The sequence below is a fragment of the Paraburkholderia sp. BCC1876 genome (assembly GCF_902833695.1).
Classification (GTDB): Bacteria; Pseudomonadota; Gammaproteobacteria; order Burkholderiales; family Burkholderiaceae; genus Paraburkholderia.
Window position 1 is genome coordinate 534690 of record NZ_CADFGI010000002.1, and the last position, 19332, is coordinate 554021.

Genomic DNA, 19332 nt, shown 5'->3' on the forward strand with positions numbered 1-19332 from the left:
GTCTCTCTGGTCGGTCAGTGGAATAACTTCGTGCAGCTTGTGGCGTGTCGTGCGGCGATCAGGCGGCGCGTTGCGGTGATGCACCGCCGCGCTGCCCAATCGTCCTCACGTCATTTCATCTACTTCTACTTACAGCGTCACGCAGTTCAGTCGAGCATGCTGATCGCGGTCGGCGCGTCTTCGCGCTTCTCGGCCAGTTCTTCGAACTCGTTGATCGCGTCGATCTCGGTGCCCATCGAAATGTTGGTCACGCGTTCCAGAATCACTTCGACGATCACCGGCACGCTGAACTCGGAGAGCATCGACTGCGCTTTCAACAGCGCCGGCTTCAGGTCTTCCGGCTTGTGCACGCGGATCGCCTTGCAACCCAGGCCTTCGGCAACGGCCACGTGGTCCACACCGTAGCCGTTCGTTTCCGGCGCGTTGATGTTCTCGAAACCGAGCTGCACGCAGAAGTCCATGTCGAACGCGCGCTGCGCCTGACGGATCAGGCCGAGGTACGAGTTGTTCACCACCACGTGCACATACGGCAGCTTGAATTGCGCGCCCGCGGCCAGTTCTTCGATCATGAACTGGAAGTCGTAGTCGCCCGAGAGCGCCACGATCTGACGTTGCGGATCGGCTGCGCGCACACCCAGCGCTGCCGGAATCGTCCAGCCGAGCGGGCCTGCCTGGCCGCAGTTGATCCAGTTGCGGGCCTTGTAGACGTGCAGGAATTGCGCGCCGGCGATCTGCGACAGACCGATCGTGCTCACGTAGCACGTATCGCGGCCGAACACCTGGTTCATCTCTTCGTAGACGCGCTGCGGCTTCATCGGCACGTTGTCGAAGTGGGTCTTGCGCTGCATCGTCTGCTTGCGTTGCTGGCAGTCGGCAACCCAGGCGCTACGATCCTTCAGCTTGCCGGCGGCCTTCCATTCCTGCGCCACTTCGATGAACAGTTCCAGCGCGGCTTTCGCGTCCGACACGATGCCGAGGTCCGGGCCGAACACACGGCCGATTTGCGTCGGCTCGATGTCCACGTGCACGAACTTACGACCCTTCGTGTACACCTCGACGCTACCCGTGTGACGGTTCGCCCAGCGGTTGCCGATACCGAGCACGAAGTCGGAAGCGAGCATCGTCGCGTTGCCGTAGCGGTGCGAGGTTTGCAGACCGACCATGCCGGCCATCAGCGGATGGTCGTCGGGAATCGCGCCCCACGACATCAGCGTCGGGATCACCGGCACGCCGACGGTTTCGGCGAAGGTCACGAGCAGGTCTTCAGCGGCTGCGTTCAGCACGCCGCCACCCGAGACGATCAGCGGCTTTTCCGCGTCGTTGAGGAATGTCAGTGCGGCTTCGATCTGCTTGCGCGACGCTTTCGGCTTGTAGACCGGCAGCGGTTCGTACGTGTCGATGTCGAATTCGATTTCGGCGAGCTGCACGTCGATCGGCAGGTCGACCAGCACCGGACCCGGACGGCCCGAGCGCATCAGGTGGAACGCCTGCTGGAACACGCGCGGCACCAGCGCCGGTTCACGCACGGTGACGGCCCACTTGGTGACGGGCTTGGCGATCGATTCGATATCGACGGCCTGGAAGTCTTCCTTGTACAGACGCGCACGCGGCGCCTGGCCCGTGATAGCCAGAATAGGAATCGAGTCGGCCTGAGCGGAATACAAACCGGTGATCATGTCGGTGCCGGCGGGGCCCGACGTGCCGATACACACGCCGATGTTGCCCGGTTGAGCGCGCGTATAGCCTTCGGCCATGTGCGACGCACCTTCGACGTGACGCGCCAGCACGTGGCTGATGTTGCCTGCCTTGCGCATGGCCGAGTAGAACGGGTTGATCGCGGCGCCCGGTACACCGAACGCGGTGTCGATACCTTCTTTTTCGAGCACCAGCACAGCTGCGTCGACGGCTCTCATCTTGGCCATGAATGTCTCCTGAATGTCTGGAAATTGGCGAACTAAGGGTGTTGAACGCACTGTAGGCCTGACCTAAAGGTTTGATAAGATCAGTCCGGGTCGCTTATTTCGAAACAAAAAGTATCGAATCGCAGCGGCGCGCGGCCGCTTGCGCGGTTGAGCGGCGCGAGACCGCGCAGGGCTGCGGCAAGGTGTCGCGCAGCGGGCCGGTGCGCGGTTCAGGCCCTTGAGACAAGACCGCAACGGGTTTGCATCAGACCCAGGGTAAGTGCTGAAGCGCGGCCCGGGGTCGATAGGAGACAAAGATGGATCGCTTCAAACAGATCGAAACCTTCGTGCGCGTGGCGGACGCCGGCAGCCTCGCGGCGGCCGCGCTGGAAGAGGGTGTGTCGCCGGTGATTCTGGGGCGGCGCATCGACGCGCTGGAAAAGCGCCTTGGCGTGAAACTGATGTATCGCTCGACGCGCCGCCTGGTGGTGAGCGAAGACGGCGCCGCGTTTCTGGAGCGCTGCCGCGGCCTGCTGACCGAATGGGATCAGGCGGAAAACGAGTTGAGCGCCGGGCGGCGCGCGGTGAACGGCCACCTGATCGTGTCCGCGCCGGCGGCATTCGGCCGCAAACACGTCGCGCCGCTCGCGCCGGACTTTCTCGCCGACAAGCCGGAATTGCAGGTGTCGTTCAATCTGACCGACCGCGTGGTCGACCTGGTGCGCGAGGGCTACGACCTGTCGATCCGGATCGGCGGCGCGGTCGATCCGAACTTCGTCGCGGTGAAACTGGCGACCAACCGGCGCGTGGTGTGCGGCACGCCCGACTATTTCCGCCGCCACGGCAAGCCGAAAACCCTCGAAGACCTGCCGCAGCACAACTGCCTCGCGTTCAATCTGCAAGGCGGCCAGAACCGCGGCTGGTACTTTCGCCGTAACGGCAAACTGGCGACCGTGCGGGTGGGCGGCACGCTCGATTGCAACGACGGCGAATTGCTGCATCGCTGGGTGTCGGAAGGGCTCGGGCTCGGCTGGCGCTCCACATGGGAGATCCAGCAGCAACTGGCGCGCGGCGAACTGGAAACCGTGCTCGACGAGTTCGCGCTGCCCGACTACGACATCCTCGCGGTGTATCCGCAGCAGCGCTATGTGCCGGCCAAGGTGCGGTATTTCATCGACTATCTGAAAGAGGTGTACGCCAGCGAGGATTACTGGAACCGGGCGGCTTATTAGCGGCTTGTTAGCGGCTTATTCGTAGCTGGCCGGCATCGGCGCGCGCTGTTTGTCTTCTTATTTAGCGGTTTCGCTGCCGACGCGGGAATAAACTCGGCCTGTCGCCGGTTATGTGGTTATGAACGCCTCACGCCACGCCACGATTCGCCTAGCTGCAATGCCCTGGAGGGCCCAGGTGGTCCAGACCGATTCAGACGCCGCGCGCGCGCACGGCGATGCGGATTCCGCAACCGATGCCGCAACCGATGCCGCCAGGAGCCGCCGTTTCCAGCAGCTCGCGCTGCCGCATCTGGATGCGGCGTACAACCTCGCGCGCTGGCTGTGCGGTAACGGCAGCGACGCCGACGACATCGTCCAGGAAGCCTTCATGCGGGCGTTCCGTTTTTTCGACACGTTTCGCGGCGACACCGCTCGGCCCTGGCTGCTGGCGATCGTGCGACGCACCTGGTACACGGAATGGCGGCGGCGCGCGTCGTCGCACGAAACGGTCGAGTTCGACGACACCATGGACGACACCGCGTTCGAGGGCTGGAGCGTCGGCGGTGCGGATCCGCAAGCGCTGCTGATCCGCGACGAGGATGCGAAGCGCGTGCACGAGGCGCTGGCGCTGTTGCCGGTTGAGTATCGGGAGGTGCTGATCCTGCGCGAACTGGAAGAAATGGGCTACCGCGAGATCGCGATCGTGGCCGATGTGCCGATCGGCACGGTGATGTCGCGGCTTGCGCGGGGGCGGCGCAAGCTGGCCGCGCTGTTGACGGCGGCGCCGGGTGGTGGCAAGGCGGGGGCGGTTGGTGCTTCGGGCGGTGGTTCAGGCGGCGCTTCGGGTGCTGCTTCGGGTGCCGCTTCGGTCTGCGCTTCAGCCGCCGCTTCTGCCACCATCACGCCGCTGCGGGCATCCGCCAACGGACGGCCACTCAATAACCCCGGCGGCAACGCCGGCCACGCTCAGGAGACGCCAGATGGACTGTAACGAAGCACGGCCGCTCCTCGATGCGAACGCCGATCATGAATTGCCCGCGCCGGATGCGCGGCGTGTCCAGCAGCATATCGAGAGCTGCGAGGCCTGCCGGCGTGAGAGCGAGAATCTGGGCGCGTTGCGGGGCGCATTGCGGGCGGCGACTTATCATCGCGCGCCGCAGTCGCTGCGAGCGCGGATTCTGGCTGGCTTGCCGGCGATGGAAGGGGCTGTCGCAGCGGCTGAGCCGCTGACGGCGACCGATGGAGCGGACATTGCGATTGGACAGCCGCTAACGTCAACCGAAAGGCCGGGAGCCGTGAACGAACAGCAGCTAACGGCGACCGAACGGCCGGGAGCCGTGAACGAAGGGCCGGCCACGGCCGCAGACGATCTGGGCGCAACGGGCCAGCAGCCGGACCGCGCGATGGACGCCGGCAAGGCGCCGTCACGTCCGCGCCGTCGGCGGAACTGGTTTGCCGGCTGGCTGGATGGCTGGCGTCTGCCGTCCGGCGGCTTCGGTCAGCCGATCGGCATGGGCGGTGCGGGCGGTGGGAGGGGCGCGTCCCGCTTGCTCGCGCCGGGCTGGCTTGCCGCGCTGGCCGTCGCGCTGTGCGCTGGAGCCGCGGTGGTGACCCTGAACCTGAGCCGTCCCGCCGACCTCTCGCCCTTCGCCGATGAGCTGGTGGAAAGCCATGTGCGCGCGCAGGTCTCCGGCCGCGACATCGACGTGATTTCGACCGACAAGCACACGGTCAAACCGTGGTTCAACGGCCGGCTGGACTATTCGCCGCCGGTCGAAGACCTCGCGGCGAGCGGCTTTCCGCTGGAGGGCGGGCGGCTGGACTACCTCGCGCATCAGCGGGTGGGCGTGCTGGTGTACCACTACCGCAAGCATGTGATCGACGTGTACGTCTTTCCGCAGGCGGGTTCCGGCGGCCCGGGCCGCAGCACGGAAGGCGCCGCGCCCACGGCCCCCGCGACGCTCGAGCGCGAAGGCTACTCGATCGCCCACTGGAACGCGGCGGGCATGACCTGGTGGGCGATCACCGACGCCGCGCCGGATGCGTTGACCGGTCTGGAAGCGGCGCTGAAAGCGCGCCTCCAGTCGGGCAGCGAACGTTCGGAGGGCAGTTGACGACTAAACCCTTGAAAACACACCCGATTCGGGCCGCGGATTAACGGGATATCTTGCAACCCGGCCCCATTCGGGTTACACTCTTTGGCTTCTCACTTGCCACACCGGTTCGACGCCCGGGTGGCTTAAATCCATAAGTCAGCACAAGGAGTGAATATGCGTCATTACGAAATCGTCTTTATCGTGCACCCGGATCAAAGCGAGCAAGTGCCCGCAATGATCGAGCGTTACAAGTCCACGATCACCTCGCACGGTGGCCAGATCCACCGTATCGAAGACTGGGGCCGTCGCCAACTGGCCTACATGATCGAGAAACTCGCTAAGGCTCACTACGTCTGCATGAACATCGAATGCGATCAAACCACGCTCGACGAGCTGGAACACGCATTCAAGTTCAACGACGCTGTTCTGCGTCACCTCATCGTCAAGCTGAAGAAGGCCGAAACCGGCCCGTCGCCGATGATGAAGGAAGTGCAGCGCGAAGAAGCCAAGAAGTCGGCTGCTACGCAACCGTCCGAAGCGCAGGCTTAAGACACACTATTTAAGCTACCAGAGACTCCAGCGTCGCTTTTGCCCAAGGCTCCATGAATCGGCTGCAACTTACGGCCAGCGTCGTCGAACGCGAACCGGTGCGGTATACCCCCGCCGGCGTTCCGATTGCAGGTTGCACGTTGCATCACCGCACGGAAGTCGTCGAAGCCGGTATTACCCGGCAAGTCGAACTGACCATGCAGGCGGTAGCGGCAGGCGAGGCGAGCGGTAAGCTCGAAAGCTGTCAGATGGGCGTGGAAACGCTCTTCACCGGCTTTCTGGCAAAAAAGCACCGCAACGCAAGAACTCTGGTATTTCACATCACAGCATTGCAGGACATTGGAAAGGACTGAACATGCCCCGCCCGACTGGTAAGAAATTCGACAAGCGTCGTCAGCAACAAAATCCGCTCTTCAAGCGCAAGAAGTTCTGCCGTTTCACGGCCGCGAATGTCGATCACATCGACTACAAGGACCTCGACACGCTGAAGGACTTCATCGGCGAAAACGGCAAGATCACGCCGGCGCGTCTCACGGGTACGAAGTCGCATTATCAACGCCAGCTGGATACGGCAATCAAGCGCGCACGTTTCCTCGCGCTGGTGCCGTACACCGACCAGCACAAGGCCTAACCCGACGACGCGATAAGGAGCATCCGAATGCAAATCATTCTTCTGGAAAAAGTCGTCAATCTGGGTAACCTGGGCGATATCGTGAAGGTTAAGGACGGTTACGCACGTAACTTCCTGATCCCGAACAAGCAAGCTCGCCGTGCAACGAAGGAAGCTTTGGCTGAATTCGAAGTTCGCCGCGCTGAACTCGAAAAGATCGCCGCTGAGAAGCTGGCGGCCGCTACGGCCCAAGGCGAAAAGCTGGCAGGCTCGACGGTTCAGATCAACCAGAAGGCCGGCGTTGACGGTCGTCTGTTTGGTTCGGTGACGAACGCCGACATCGCTGACGCACTGGTCAAGCAAGGCTTCGCAGTGGAAAAGGCGCAAGTGCGTCTGCCGGAAGGCCCGCTGAAGCTGGTTGGCGAGCACGCAGTTCAAGTTTCGCTGCACACCGACGTTCTCGTCGATGTGACGGTGGCTGTGATCGGCGAACACGTCTAAGCATCAAAGTCGTATTGGCCAGGAAGTTGCTGGCAAAAGGCAGGGGCCGGGTGACCGGCCCCTGTTTTTTTTGTGCCCGTTTTTTAGTTTTCTCGCTGCCCGCAGCCGCCTGATTTACCCGATAATTCCTCTCCATGAACGCACCGTCCAAAGATCCCCAAATCGAGTCGCTGAAGGTCCCACCGCATTCGATCGAGGCCGAGCAATCGGTGCTGGGCGGCCTGCTGCTCGATAATGCGGCGTGGGACCGCATCGCCGACTTCCTGTCGCAGAGCGATTTTTACCGCTACGACCACCGCATCATCTACGAACACATCGGCAAGCTGATCGCGGCCACGCGGCCGGCCGACGTGATCACGGTGTACGAAGCGCTCGGCACGTCGGGCAAGGCGGAAGAGGTCGGCGGTCTCGCTTACCTGAACGCCCTCGCGCAGAACACGCCGAGCGCGGCCAATATCCGCCGCTACGCGGAAATCGTGCGCGATCGTGCGGTGTTGCGCCGACTGGTGTCCGTCGCCGACGAAATCTCGGCGGACGCGTTCAATCCGCAGGGCAAGGAAGTCCGCCAGTTGCTGGACGAGGCGGAGTCGAAGGTGTTCTCGATCGCCGAAGACGGTGCGCGGGGTACGCAGGGCTTCCTCGAGATTGGGCCGCTGCTGACTCAAGTGGTCGAACGGATCGACACGCTGTACCACACCGCCAATCCGAGCGATGTGACCGGCACACCGACCGGCTTCGTCGATCTGGATCGCATGACTTCGGGCATGCACGGCGGCGAATTGATCATTGTCGCGGGTCGTCCGTCGATGGGTAAAACAGCGTTCTCGATGAACGTCGGCGAATACGTGGCGGTCGAGTACGGCCTGCCGGTCGCGGTGTTCTCGATGGAAATGCCGGGTTCGCAACTGACCATGCGTATGCTCGGCTCAGTCGGCCGGCTGGATCAGCACCGCATGCGTACCGGCCGGTTGACCGACGAGGATTGGCCGAAGCTCACGCACGCCGTCCAGAAAATGAGCGAGGCGCAGATTTTCATCGACGAAACCGGTGGTTTGAACCCGATGGAACTGCGTTCGCGCGCCCGCCGGTTGTCGCGGCAATGCGGCAAGCTCGGGCTGATCATCATCGACTATTTGCAGCTGATGAGTGGTTCGTCGTCGGCCGGTGAGAACCGCGCGACCGAAATTTCGGAAATCTCGCGTTCACTGAAGAGTCTCGCCAAAGAACTCGACGTGCCGGTGATCGCGTTGTCCCAGCTCAACCGGGGTCTCGAACAGCGCCCGAACAAGCGGCCGATCATGTCCGACTTGCGCGAATCCGGCGCTATCGAGCAGGACGCCGACGTGATCCTGTTCATCTACCGCGACGAAGTTTACAACCCGGACAGTCCTGACAAGGGCACCGCGGAGATCATTATCGGCAAGCAGCGGAATGGTCCGATCGGCCCTGTTCGGCTCACGTTCCATGGTCAATTCACGAAGTTCGATAACTTTGCCGGTGCACAGAATTTCTATAGCGATTGATCGGCAGGCCGGTAAACAAGCTCGGTAACACGCACACGAAAGCCTCGCTGAAAGCTCACGGGAAATCCGCCGGGAAGGGAAGCGGCAAGCACAGCGCCTGTTGTAACGGCGCTTTCGAAAGTGTGATCGGGGACTCGGAACGGTACAATGTGGCGGTTTTATGTCAGCCACACCGTGACCAATTTTCGGGATCCCAATGTTCGGTCGATTCATGCCCACCGAGGGCAAGTTCTTTGAAATTTTCAATGCGCACGCAGCGTGCATCGTCTCAGCAAGCCGTGAGCTGGAACTGCTGATCGACAATCTGCAAGACGCCGAGACCCACAAGCAGAACGTGCAGAAAGCCGAAAAGGCTGCCGACAAGCTCACGCACGAAACCATCGACCTGCTGCACAAGACCTTCATCACGCCGCTCGACCGCGATGAAATCCACAAGCTGATCACCACGATGGACGACATCCTCGATCTGATGGAGGACGTCGCCACTGCCATTTCGCTGTACGACGTGCAGGCCGTGACCTCCGAGGCGAGCCAGTTGGCGCACATCTGCACGGCGACGTCCGAGCGCGTGCAATTCGCCGTCGGCCTGCTGTCGGACATGAAGCAGGCGAGCCAGATCCTGAAGGCCTGCGAAGACATCGACCGGCTGGAATCGGAAGCCGACCGCGTGCTGCGTTCGGCCATGTCGAAACTGTTCCGCGAAGAAGACAACGTCAAGACCCTGATCAAGCTGAAGGCAATTTACGAATTGCTCGAGACGATCACGGATAAGTGTGAGGACGTAGCGAACATCATCGAAGGCATCGTGCTGGAAAACGCATAATGCAATCGATACAACTTGCTATCTGGGTCGTTGCCGGCCTGGTTGCCGTCGCGCTGATTTTCGATTTCATGAACGGTTTTCACGACGCGGCGAATTCGATCGCGACGGTCGTGTCGACCGGCGTGCTGAAGCCGCAGCAGGCGGTGGCCTTCGCGGCCGCGTTCAACGTGATCGCATACTTCGTGTTCCACCTGAAGGTGGCCGCGACCGTCGGCAAAGGCACGATCGACCCGCACATCGTCGACCATTACGTGATTTTCGGCGCGCTGGTCGGTGCGATCGGCTGGAACATCATCACCTGGCATTACGGTATTCCGTCGAGCTCATCGCATGCGCTGATCGGCGGACTGGTCGGCGCGGCGCTGGCCAAGTCGGGCTGGGGTTCGCTGAATTTCGACGGTCTGATAAAGACGGTCGCGTTCATCTTTATCTCGCCGCTGCTCGGCTTCGTGCTCGGGTCGTTTTTCATGCTGGCGGTGTCGTGGATCTACTTCCGCACGCCGCCCAGCAAGGTCGACCGGCGTTTCCGGCGTTTGCAACTGGTGTCGGCGGGCCTGTATAGCCTCGGCCACGGCGGCAACGACGCGCAGAAAACCATCGGCATTATCTGGATGCTGCTGATTGCGACCGGTTATGCATCGTCGATCGCGGATGCGCCGCCGCTGTGGGTGATCGGCGGTTGCTATCTGTCGATGGGTATCGGCACGCTGTTCGGCGGCTGGCGGATCGTCCGCACGATGGGGCAGAAGATCACCAAGCTCAAGCCGGTCGGTGGTTTTTGCGCCGAGTCAGGTGGGGCGATCACGCTGTTCACCGCGTCGTGGCTCGGCATTCCGGTGTCCACCACGCATACCATCACCGGCGCGATCGTGGGTGTCGGCGCAACGCGGAAGTTGAGCGCGGTACGTTGGGGCGTGGCCGGGAACATCGTCTGGGCGTGGATTCTGACGATTCCGGCTTCCGCAGCGCTCTCAGCGGCCGCCTGGTGGCTCGGCCATCGTTTGCTGTAGTTTGCTTTTGCCGTAAGGGCGCAGCGCCGGCGTTTCATGCGCGCCGCGCCGCCCCTTCGGTAACTAACGCTTGAATAACAGCGCGCCGCTCAGATCAGCGGCGCGCTGCCTCCATCCATCGGGACAATCGCGCCCGTCACATAGCTCGCGCGGCGGCTCGCCAGAAACAGCGCGACGTCGGCGATTTCCTCCGGTTTGGCATAGCGGCCGAGCGGCACCTTGGCTTGCCCGCGTGCGAGCGCGTCCGCGCTCTCGATGCCTTGCTGGGACGCTTCCAGCTTGACCGCTTCCTCGACGCGCTCAGTCAGCGTCGATCCCGGATTGATCGCGTTGATGCGGATGCCGTAGCGTGCGTAATAGTGCGCGAGGCCGACGGTGGCGAGCATCAGCGCGGCATTCGCGGCGCCGCCCGCAATGTGGATGTCGCTCGCGATCTTGCCGCCCATGCCGATGATGTTCACGATCGTGCCCGGTTCGGCGCCGCTGTTGGCCTTCACGCGTTCGGCCATGCGCCGCAGCACTTCCTGCTGCGGGTAGATGTAGGGGAAATACTTCGCTTCCATGGTGGCGCGGAACGCGTCGGCATCGAGCGTTTCCGGGTCGTAGCGGCGCGCAGCGCCCGCGCTGTTGATCAGCACGTCGATCGGGCCGACCGCGCTGCTGACTTCTTCGACGATATCCGCAGCGCTGTGTGGTTCGTGCAGATCGGCTCGGGTTCGGTGTACGTGCAGGCCTTCCTGCTTCAACTGCTCGTAAGCGCGCGCGAGATTGGCGGGGTCGCGCGAGACGATTGCGACTTTGGCGCCTTCCAGGGCGAACGCGCGGGCGCAGGCGAGACCGATTCCTTTGCTGCCGCCTGTGATCAATACCACCTTGTCTTTCAGCCCAAGATCCATCGTCACCACCCGCTGTCGGAAGAATATCGATGACGATAGCAGATCGGCGGCGCGGGTGTAGCGGGGCGTCTTATGCCTGCAGACACCGCGCCGACGAACAGCGCACCAGGCAAAGATGGTTAGAAGTTGCCGTTGGCGAAGCGGGCGATCGGGTCGTCGGTGGTTTGCGTCGGAGCGGGGATGCCGCGCGAGGCTGTCGACGCTCGCATGATCTGCACGCCGCCATTCGCATCGGCGCGCTGAGCCTGCTGAGCCTGACGTGCGGCCACCGATGCGGGCGGGGGCGGTTCGAACGCATCCGCGGCGGCGTCGATCGGGTCGGGCGCACGAGTGGACGCCGTCTGCGGGATGGCGCGTGGGGTTGTCGGCTGCTGAGCGGGGGCTGTGCCGAGCGTGCCGTCGTACGCGCTGGCTTGAGCGGCCGGAACCGGCGTCGGCGACACGGCGCCCGCCGCGCGGGCCTGGATTTGCGCGGCGCTCATGCCGGGCGGCGGCGGTTCGAACGGATCGGCTTGCGGAGCCGCTGCGGCGGTGACGGCTTGCGCCTCAGCGGTCAATGGCGCGTGAGGCGCGGTCGCGACGCGCGTCGCCGACTGCGCATAAGCCGGCGCAGCCTGCTGTGCCACCGGCGCAACCCGCTCCGGCAGCGGTGCCGCGGCCTGATAGCTCGGCGTATCGAACGGCGCCGGCGTCGCGGCCGGCGCGGCGACGCGGCGAATCCCGTCGAAGCGCTTGGCCCAATAAGGGTTGGTCAGATAATCGAGCCGCACGGTGCCGCCCGTCGACGGTGCATTGACGAAGCGCAGCTTGCCGACATAAATGCCGACATGCGAATGCGGCCGTCCGGTCGTGTTGAAGAAAATCAGGTCGCCCGGCGCGATCTCGTCCGGCTCGATCGACTCGCCGCGTCCGCTCATATCCGCCGTGGTGCGCGGCAGATTCACCGAAGCCGCCCGCGCAATGACATAGCGAACCAGTCCGCTGCAATCAAAGCCGCTATCCGGCGTATTGCCACCCCAACGGTATGGAATGCCGACCAGCCCCATCGCCTGAATCGAGATTTCCTCGCGGCCGATGCTGTGATCCACGAAATTCGGAAAGCCCGGCGGCGGCGCATGATAAGCGCCGTTGGCGACGACGATCGAACTGCCCGACGAGCCGCGCGATGACGTCTTCTGCGGCGCGCCGGCACAGGCGGCAAGCAGCAGAACGGTCAGCAGGGACAAGGCGAGTCGGCGCATGAAGACGAGGAGAGCGGGTAAACGCTCGTTTAACGGCGGACGATTTCGGGATAGTAGCCCGTGGCGCATCGCTCCGGCAAGAAGTCTTGACAAATTACTTGAAGTTCATGCGCTAAGTGTTGCTCCGCGCAAAACGCGTCGGCAATAAAAAAGCTGCCTCCGGAAGACTCCGGAGGCAGCTTCGGCAAGCTTCTAACTAATTGAAATTTAAAGAATTTCCGACGCGTAATCGGCAAGCCGCGAACGTTCGCCGCGCGCCAGCGTGACGTGCCCGCTGTGCGCCCAGCCCTTGAAGCGGTCGACCACGTAGGTCAACCCCGAACTGCCTTCGGTCAGATACGGCGTATCGATCTGCGCGATGTTGCCCAGACAGATGATCTTCGTACCCGGACCCGCGCGCGTGACCAGCGTCTTCATCTGCTTCGGCGTCAGATTCTGCGCCTCGTCGATGATCAGATACTTGTCCACGAACGTGCGGCCGCGCATGAAGTTCATGCTCTTGACCTTCAGGCGCGAACGGATCAGCTCCTGAGTCGCGGCGCGGCCCCATTCGCCGGCGGCGTCGTCGGTTTTCTGCAGGACTTCGAGGTTGTCGTCGAATGCACCCATCCACGGCTGCATTTTTTCCTCTTCCGTACCCGGCAGGAAGCCGATGTCTTCACCGACCGGCACCGTGGCGCGCGTCACGATGATCTCGTTGTAGCGCTTGTCGTCGAGCACCTGCGCCAGACCGGCCGCGAGCGCGACCAGCGTCTTGCCTGTACCGGCCTGACCCAGCAGCGTGACGAAGTCGATCTCCGGATTCATCAACAGGTTCAGCGCGAAGTTCTGCTCGCGGTTACGCGCCGTGATGCCCCACACGTTGTTCTTGTGGTGGCCGTAGTCGCGCAAGGTTTGCAGCAGCGCCGTCTTGCCGTTCAACTCGCGCACCAGCGCATGGAACGCCGGTTCGCCGTTTTGCGGCTCCAGATAGACGAACTCGTTGACCAGCATCGACGCGCACAGCGGACCCGTCACCCGGTAATACGTTGTGCCGGTTTTGGTGTCCTGCCAGCTCTCCATGCCCTTCGCGTGCCTGGTCCAGAAGTCCTGCGGCAGCGCGCGGATGCCCGAGTACAGCAGATCGCTGTCTTCGAGCACCTGGTCGTTGAAGTAATCTTCGGCGGGCAGGCCGAGCGCATGCGCCTTGATGCGCATGTTGATGTCTTTCGACACCAGCACGACCTGGCGATCCATCCGGTCGCGCTGCAACGCGCGCACGACGCCGAGAATCTGGTTGTCGGCCTTGCCTTCCGGCAGGCCTTCCACCGGTTCGATGGTGGCCAGCGTGGTCTGGAAGAAGAGACGACCGGACGCTTCGCGGCTGCCCAGACGGGCGAGCGAAATGCCGTCGGAGATATTGCCGGCGTTGGCCACCAGCGCGTCCAGCGTGCGGCTCACCTGGCGAGCGTTACGCGCGACTTCCGACATGCCCTTCTTGTGGTTGTCGAGTTCCTCCAACGTCATCATGGGCAGATAGACGTCGTGTTCCTCGAACCGGAACAGGCAGCTTGGATCGTGCATCAGCACGTTCGTGTCGAGCACGAACAGCTTCTGCACTTCGGCCGGGTCGGCGCTCGTGCTGCGTTTTTTGCCGGCGCCGCGTGTGGCGGGCGCAACGGCTGCGGGTGCAGCGGCGTCGGCCTGCTTCGCGCTCGGCGCGCGCGCAACCACCGGTTGTGCCGCGGGTGCGGCCGGCTCGGCGTGCGGACGGGCGGCGGGAACCGGCTGCAACAGGGCAGCGGTTTGCTTCGTTTTGCGACTGCGCGCCGGAGCAGCCTGCTCCGCGGAAGCATTCGCAACAGGGGTTGCCGACGACGCCGGCACGGTCCGCAAGGTGGTCGCAGCATTGGCGGCATTCGCCATTGGCTTGGCGACGTTCGCGCGGCCGTAATCGGCCGACTCTGCGGCTTCCCCGTCGCCAGCCTGTTTCTTCGAGGCGGAGCGCGCCGGCGTAGCGGCTTTAGCCTTGTATTCGTCAGGCGGCAGGAGATTGCCGAGCTTGCTGGGGGGAGTAGGCAAAGGCATGGTTTCCCTCGAATTAATCGGGTCACATATCGTGCGCCGCCTGTCGCATTCTGCTGGTGCCAATGAGTGCGCACGCAGTTTGCGCCCGGAGGCGCGCATTCGGTCTAGAGATGCCGGTTCGCCTGGGTTTCGATCGGCTCCTTAACGGAAGCACGCAGCCGAGTGAACGAACGGCCGCGCGCAATTAAAAAAGCCGCCGCCCCGGCGTACGGGGCAAGCGGCTCGCCTTCAATGCTCGCGTTGCGCCTCACGACTCCGACAGCACCGGCAGATCCGGTAAAACGGCCGTCGAGTCTGGCGCAGCGGCGAATAATTTGGGGTGGACAGGCACTCATTGCGGTCCAATATAGCGCGCCTCAAAGTGCTTGTACAGCCTCCAGAATGTCGTCGACGTGGCCGGGCACCTTCACGCCGCGCCACTCCTGGCGCAGCACCCCTTCGGCGTCGATGAGGAACGTGGAGCGTTCGATTCCCCGTACTTCTTTGCCATACATTTTCTTCATTTTCATGACGCCGAACAGCGCGCACAACGTTTCTTCCGGATCGGAGATCAGCGGGAACGGCAATTCGAGCTTCGCCTTGAAATTGTCATGCGAGCGCAGGCTGTCGCGCGACACGCCGAGGATTTCCGCGCCGGCCTTCTTGAACTTCGGATACAGGTCGCGGAACTGCAGGCCTTCGGTCGTGCAGCCCGGCGTGTTGTCCTTCGGATAGAAATACAGCACCACCTTCTTGCCCCGCAGTTTGGACAGCGTGATCTCGCCGCCGGTAGCGGGGGCGGTGAAGTCGGGGATGGGTTGGTCGACTGCGATGGGCACGAGGTTCTCCGGTTGTTATGGTCGGCGCCGCAGCAGGGCTGTGGCGGCGTCGGCCTGGCATCGAGGCTGGGGGAGGTGGCCGGCGCGCGGCATGGTCTCGCGCGGCGGCCGGTTCGTCAGGCGGGCTGCCGACGGTTGGCGGTCCGCTCAGGGCTGGACAATCAACTCGCCGGAGCGGCCTGGAATTTCGCCCCACGTAACAGGGTACGATGGCAACGTGTCGCGGTCTAGCGTGGCGTAGTAATCACCCATGGTCGCGAAGGTATGACCTTGCGCGCGCCAGCCGTCCAGTAGCTGTTCGAAAACCGGCGCGAGCTTTTGCCCTTCGAGTTCCGCGTGCAGCGTGAACACCTGATCGTGCGGATTGTTTTCGGTGTGCTTCAGCATCCATGCGGCGACGTTGTGCAGTTCGACGCCGTCCACGCCGAGCACTTCGTCGAGCGTGGGCAGCGTGGTGGGCATCTGCACGTGCGCGAGCGTCTTGCCGTCGACCACCGGCAGATACGGCGAACGGCCCCGGCCGTCGGACGCGTAACGCATGCCCCACGCGTCGATCTGCTCGAACGCGTGGCCGTTCATCTGCCAGCCGGCCGCGCCATGCGTGACCGGCGGCGCACCGAACACGTCGACGAACCGGTCATGGCTTTTGCGCATTTGCGCGGCGGTCCATGCGCGGTCTTTCACGCGCACGTTGTCCTGCCAGTACACGTGGTCCCACGTATGAATGCCGCATTCGAAGCCGGCTTCGTGGATCGCGCGCATTTCCGCCGACGTCTTCGCGCCGATGTCCGGACCGGGCAGCAGCACGCCGTACATCAGCTGTTTGACGCCGTAATGTTCGACCACCGAAGTGCGCGACACCTTCTTCAGAAAGCCCGGCCGCAATACGCGGCGCATCGCCCAACCGGTGTGGTCGGGCCCGAGGCTGAACAGGAAAGTGGCGCGCGCCTTGAAGCGGTCGAAGATGCGTGCCAGATTCGGCACGCCTTCGCGGGTGCCGCGCAGCGTGTCGACGTCGATCTTCAGAACGATACGGGCCAAGGATCAGCCCTTATTGCTGTTCGACGAGCGCACGGGCTTCGCCGACGTGGCCGCGATACGCTTCGAAAATCTTGCGCAGCGCTTCGTCGAAGGTCGACTTCGGCGCCCAGTCGAGTTCCTGCATCGTGTTGTCGATCTTCGGCACGCGGTTCTGCACGTCCTGGTAGCCGGCGCCGTAGTACGCGCCCGACGAGGTTTCGACCAGTTGCACGTTCTTTGCAAGTTCCGCGTATTCCGGGAATTCGGCCGCGAGCGCCAGCATCTTGTGCGCGAGCTCGCGCACCGAGAAGTTGTTGGTCGGGTTGCCGATGTTGTAGATCTTGCCCGTGGCGACGCCGTCCTTGTTCTCGATGATCTTCATCAGCGCGCCGATGCCGTCGTCGATATCCGTGAACGCGCGCTTTTGCGCGCCGCCGTCCACCAGGCTGATGTTCTCGCCGCGCACGATATGGCCGAGGAACTGCGTGACCACGCGCGAGCTGCCTTCCTTCGGCGTGTAGATCGAGTCGAGGCCCGGGCCGATCCAGTTGAACGGACGGAACAGCGTGAAGTTCAGGCCTTCCATGCCGTAACCCCAGATCACGCGGTCCATCAACTGCTTCGAGCACGCGTAGATCCAGCGCGGCTTGTTGATCGGACCGTACGACAGTTGCGATTCTTCCGGATCGAACTGCTCGTCCGTGCACATGCCGTAGACCTCGGACGTGGACGGAAACACGAGGTGCTTGCCGTACTTCACGGCCGAACGCACGATCGGCAGGTTCGCCTCGAAGTCGAGTTCGAACACGCGCAGCGGCTGCTTCACGTACGTGGCGGGCGTGGCGATCGCGACCAGCGGCAGGATCACGTCGCATTTCTTGACGTGATACTCGACCCATTCCTTGTTGATCGTGATGTCGCCTTCGAAGAAGTGCATCCGCTCATGATTGATCAGGTCGCCCAGACGTTCGGTCTGCATGTCCATCCCGAAGACTTCCCAGTCGGTCGTTTCGAGAATGCGTTTGGACAGGTGATGGCCGATGAAGCCGTTCACACCCAGAATCAGGACTTTTTTCATGAGGAGCGAGGAATTTGGGAGGGAATCTGAGTGAGCTGGGCGAATTCGGCCGGCGTGACGACAGTTTCGCTGCCGTCTAGCTGGCGCCGCAACTCGTGGATCGTGATCGCGCGACCGTCGCCGCAGATCGCGAAAACGGCATTATCGCTTACGTGCAGGCCCGGGGGCAAATCCGAGCGAAGCGCGCCGGGCGCGGCCAGGCGCGCGCGCGCGACGATGAAACGCTGTCCGTCGAGATCCGTGAACGCGCCGGGATAGGGCGGCGCCACCGCGCGGATCAGGTTGTAGACCTGCTGCGCGGATTGCGTCCAGTCGATGCGGCCGTCTTCCGGCTTGCGCCCGCCGTAATAGCTGCCGTGCGTGAGATCGTTCGGCAGATGCGGCGCTTCGCCGGCCAGCAAGGCGGGCAGCACGCGCCACAATGTTTGCTCGGCGGCCACCGTGACTTTGTCGAACACTTGCGCAGCGGTGTCGTCGGGCAGGATCGGCACCGGCGTCTGCGCGATGATCGCGCCCGCGTCGGGCTTGGCGGCCATTTCGTGCAGCGTCGCGCCGGTCTCGGTTTCGCCGTGGATCACCGCCCAGTTGGTCGGCACGCGGCCGCGGTACTTCGGCAGCAGCGAGCCGTGCATGTTGTAAGCGCCCCGTGCGGCGAGCGCCAGCAGGTCGACCGGCAACATGTGGCGGTAGTAGAACGAGAAGATGAAGTCCGGCCGCGCGGCACTTACCGCGGCGCGCAGTTCGGCGCTTTTCGGATCCGCCGGCGTGACGACCGGAATGCCGTGTTCGGCCGCGATCGAAGCGACGCTGCCGAACCAGATGTTCTCGGTCGGGCTGTCTTCATGCGTGACGACCAGCGCCACCTCGACGCCGCGCGCGAGCAGCACCTGCAGGCAGCGCACGCCGACGTTGTGATACGCGAATACGACGGCGCGCGGCTTCATGGATTCGGCCCCTGATCGACCAGCGGCGCCGCCTGCACGGCCTGCACGACCGCTTGACGCGGCGCTTCGGCCACGGTCGTGCCGTCGCGTTGTTCGAGAATGGTCTGCACCAGATAACGGGGCCGCGCGCGCACCTGCTGATAAATCCGGCCGATGTATTCACCGAGCAGCCCGAGCGCGAAGATGATCACGCCGAGCAGGAAGAAGATCACGGCGAACAGCGTGAACACACCTTGCACTTCCGCGCCGATGATAAAGCGGCGAATCAGCAGCAGCACGAACAGCGCCGCGGAGCCGAGCGACAGGATCACGCCGATGAACGACAGCCATTGCAGCGGGACCACCGAAAAACCGGTCACGAGGTCGAAATTCAGGCGGATCAGCGAATACAGCGAGTACTTCGATTCGCCGGCAAAGCGCTCTTCGTGCGCGACTTCGATTTCGACCGGATTCTGCGCGAAGGTGTACGCGAGCGCCGGAATGAACGTGTTGATTTCGCCGCACCGATTGATCGTGTCGATGATGTGCCGGCTGTAAGCGCGCAGCATGCAGCCCTGGTCGGTCATCTTGATACGGGTGATGCGCTCGCGCAGCCGGTTCATCGCGCGTGAAGCCTTGCGGCGGAACAGGCTGTCCTGGCGTTGCAGACGAATCGTGCCGACGTAGTCGTAGCCTTCGCGCATCTTCGAGACGAGCTTGGCGATTTCTTCCGGCGGGTTCTGCAGATCGGCGTCGAGCGTGATGACGATCTCGCCGCGCGATTGCTCGAAGCCCGCGAGAATCGCCATGTGCTGGCCGTAGTTGCCGTTCAGCAGGATCACGCGGGTGGTGTCGGGGCGCGCGCGGAACTGCTCGGCGAGCAGCGCGGCGGATTTGTCGCGGCTGCCGTCGTTGATGAAGATCACTTCATAACCGGTGCCGAGCGCGTCGAGCGCCGGGTACAGGCGCGCAAACAGCGCAGCCAGCCCGGCTTCCTCGTTGTAGACCGGGATGATGATCGACACTTCCGGTGCGACAGCGCGATGTTCCGAATAACTCATTTCC

19 protein-coding genes are annotated in these 19332 nt (G+C 63.2%); 10 read left to right on the top strand and 9 right to left on the bottom strand.

Going from position 1 to position 19332, the window contains the following annotated elements:
- Positions 1–146 precede the first annotated feature (146 nt).
- Positions 147–1922 carry a glyoxylate carboligase gene (gcl, locus tag HWY05_RS08845; RefSeq protein WP_035550570.1) on the bottom strand — a complete coding sequence of 592 codons (1776 nt, stop codon included), beginning with the start codon at positions 1920–1922 and terminating at the stop codon, positions 147–149.
- A 296-nt stretch (positions 1923–2218) separates the two neighbouring features.
- Between gcl and HWY05_RS08850 the strand changes: the two genes are divergently transcribed.
- The 10 genes from HWY05_RS08850 (at position 2219) to HWY05_RS08895 (ending at position 10224) form a co-directional block, all read left to right on the top strand.
- Positions 2219–3133, top strand: a complete 915-nt coding sequence (locus tag HWY05_RS08850; RefSeq protein ID WP_035550568.1) for a LysR family transcriptional regulator — start codon at positions 2219–2221, stop codon at positions 3131–3133.
- Positions 3134–3308: 175 nt separating this feature from the next.
- Complete coding sequence (locus HWY05_RS08855; protein ID WP_176058071.1) at positions 3309–4103, top strand: RNA polymerase sigma factor; 795 nt, start codon at positions 3309–3311, stop codon at positions 4101–4103.
- Positions 4093–5226, top strand: coding sequence for a zf-HC2 domain-containing protein (locus HWY05_RS08860; protein ID WP_176058072.1), 1134 nt, complete (start codon positions 4093–4095; stop codon positions 5224–5226). The genes HWY05_RS08855 and HWY05_RS08860 overlap by 11 nt, the downstream gene beginning before the upstream one ends.
- A gap of 156 nt (positions 5227–5382) precedes the next feature.
- Positions 5383–5757, top strand: a complete 375-nt coding sequence (gene rpsF / locus HWY05_RS08865) for a 30S ribosomal protein S6 (protein WP_035550559.1) — start codon at positions 5383–5385, stop codon at positions 5755–5757.
- Positions 5758–5810: 53 nt separating this feature from the next.
- A complete protein-coding gene (priB, locus tag HWY05_RS08870; protein WP_035550556.1) occupies positions 5811–6110 on the top strand; it encodes a primosomal replication protein N in 300 nt (99 codons plus the stop codon).
- 2 nt (positions 6111–6112) lie between these two features.
- A complete protein-coding gene (gene rpsR, locus HWY05_RS08875) occupies positions 6113–6388 on the top strand; it encodes a 30S ribosomal protein S18 (protein WP_035550554.1) in 276 nt (91 codons plus the stop codon).
- A 27-nt stretch (positions 6389–6415) separates the two neighbouring features.
- A complete protein-coding gene (gene rplI / locus HWY05_RS08880) occupies positions 6416–6868 on the top strand; it encodes a 50S ribosomal protein L9 (RefSeq protein WP_035550551.1) in 453 nt (150 codons plus the stop codon).
- Positions 6869–7002: 134 nt separating this feature from the next.
- Positions 7003–8391: a replicative DNA helicase gene (locus HWY05_RS08885; RefSeq protein ID WP_035550548.1), complete on the top strand. Its 1389-nt coding sequence runs from the start codon at positions 7003–7005 to the stop codon at positions 8389–8391.
- 196 nt (positions 8392–8587) lie between these two features.
- The gene (locus tag HWY05_RS08890; protein ID WP_035550545.1) at positions 8588–9214 is read left to right on the top strand and encodes a DUF47 domain-containing protein; all 627 of its coding nucleotides are present in this window, start codon (positions 8588–8590) and stop codon (positions 9212–9214) included.
- Positions 9214–10224 carry an inorganic phosphate transporter gene (locus HWY05_RS08895; protein WP_176058073.1) on the top strand — a complete coding sequence of 337 codons (1011 nt, stop codon included), beginning with the start codon at positions 9214–9216 and terminating at the stop codon, positions 10222–10224. The genes HWY05_RS08890 and HWY05_RS08895 overlap by 1 nt, the downstream gene beginning before the upstream one ends.
- 89 nt (positions 10225–10313) lie before the next feature.
- Here the strand turns inward: HWY05_RS08895 and HWY05_RS08900 are convergent, their stop codons facing one another.
- The 8 genes from HWY05_RS08900 to HWY05_RS08935 all read right to left on the bottom strand — a co-directional run bounded on the left by HWY05_RS08900 (position 10314) and on the right by HWY05_RS08935 (position 19328).
- Positions 10314–11120 carry an SDR family oxidoreductase gene (locus tag HWY05_RS08900; RefSeq protein ID WP_176058074.1) on the bottom strand — a complete coding sequence of 269 codons (807 nt, stop codon included), beginning with the start codon at positions 11118–11120 and terminating at the stop codon, positions 10314–10316.
- A 119-nt stretch (positions 11121–11239) separates the two neighbouring features.
- Complete coding sequence (locus HWY05_RS08905) at positions 11240–12361, bottom strand: C40 family peptidase (RefSeq protein ID WP_176058075.1); 1122 nt, start codon at positions 12359–12361, stop codon at positions 11240–11242.
- Between the two features lie 207 nt (positions 12362–12568).
- The gene (locus tag HWY05_RS08910; RefSeq protein WP_035550532.1) at positions 12569–14428 is read right to left on the bottom strand and encodes a PhoH family protein; all 1860 of its coding nucleotides are present in this window, start codon (positions 14426–14428) and stop codon (positions 12569–12571) included.
- A gap of 356 nt (positions 14429–14784) precedes the next feature.
- Positions 14785–15246, bottom strand: coding sequence for a peroxiredoxin (locus HWY05_RS08915; RefSeq protein WP_035550529.1), 462 nt, complete (start codon positions 15244–15246; stop codon positions 14785–14787).
- A 147-nt stretch (positions 15247–15393) separates the two neighbouring features.
- A complete protein-coding gene (locus HWY05_RS08920) occupies positions 15394–16287 on the bottom strand; it encodes a polysaccharide deacetylase family protein (protein WP_035550526.1) in 894 nt (297 codons plus the stop codon).
- Positions 16288–16297: 10 nt separating this feature from the next.
- Positions 16298–17344 (bottom strand): bifunctional UDP-4-keto-pentose/UDP-xylose synthase, encoded by a 1047-nt coding sequence (locus HWY05_RS08925; protein ID WP_051980521.1) that lies wholly within the window; start codon positions 17342–17344, stop codon positions 16298–16300.
- The gene (locus HWY05_RS08930; RefSeq protein WP_035550523.1) at positions 17341–18288 is read right to left on the bottom strand and encodes a formyltransferase; all 948 of its coding nucleotides are present in this window, start codon (positions 18286–18288) and stop codon (positions 17341–17343) included. Before HWY05_RS08930 ends, HWY05_RS08925 begins: the two co-directional genes overlap by 4 nt.
- Positions 18285–19328, bottom strand: coding sequence for a glycosyltransferase (locus HWY05_RS08935; protein ID WP_035550521.1), 1044 nt, complete (start codon positions 19326–19328; stop codon positions 18285–18287). The genes HWY05_RS08930 and HWY05_RS08935 overlap by 4 nt, the downstream gene beginning before the upstream one ends.
- Positions 19329–19332 lie beyond the last annotated feature (4 nt).